The following is a 554-nucleotide window of genomic DNA, read 5'->3' as shown; positions in this document are numbered from 1 at the left end:
GACGCCTTGGCGAGTTACACATATGTGCTACGATGCGGTTAATGTTAAGTGATAAATGCTGAACCTTAATGAAAGTGTTAAAAATTGCCGCCATTGCGGTCGCACTCGTTGCGGGATTCTACGCCCCGACGCTGCTCAAGAGTTTCTCTTCTTCCTCGACAGTCAAACCACTTGATGAGTACTGCCTGCTCTCGACAACGGCATGTGTCCAACAAGGTGTCACCATGACACTCAATGTCGATAATGCTCAGCCCCTTATTCCTGCTAAATTCGATGTCGAATGGAACAAAAGTGACGCAGAGCAGTTGGTTCTGAGCCTTTCAGGAAGAGAAATGGAAATGGGCGAGCCGAAGTTTCTCCTCAAGAAAATAGCACCTGGAAAATACTCTGGCGAAGTCGTGTTGCCCGTTTGCACTCAAGAATCGATGACGTGGGTCGGAGAACTGACCGACGGACAATCCACCATCTATCCCGCCATCAAAATGCAAAGATAAGGAATCGTTATGAGCCGCAATTGGTCTCTCTTTCTCGTAGTCGCATTCGTACTGGGTTTC

The 554-nt window shown here is 48.0% G+C and carries 1 protein-coding gene; it reads left to right on the top strand.

The window, feature by feature from the left end:
* Window positions 1-68 precede the first annotated feature (68 nt).
* Window positions 69-494, top strand: coding sequence for a hypothetical protein (locus tag R7Q09_RS27540; protein WP_015313652.1), 426 nt, complete (start codon window positions 69-71; stop codon window positions 492-494).
* Window positions 495-554 lie beyond the last annotated feature (60 nt).

The sequence above is a fragment of the Vibrio sp. 2130-1 genome (genome assembly GCF_033339515.1).
The sequence above is the reverse complement of the archived record's forward strand: the minus strand, read 5'-3'. Positions and strand labels throughout refer to the sequence as shown.

What these genes read in the sequence shown, in the direction of transcription:
- R7Q09_RS27540 (WP_015313652.1), top strand. Translation starts at nt 69, where the DNA reads ATGAAAGTGTTAAAAATTGCCGCCATTGCGGTCGCACTCGTTGCGGGA.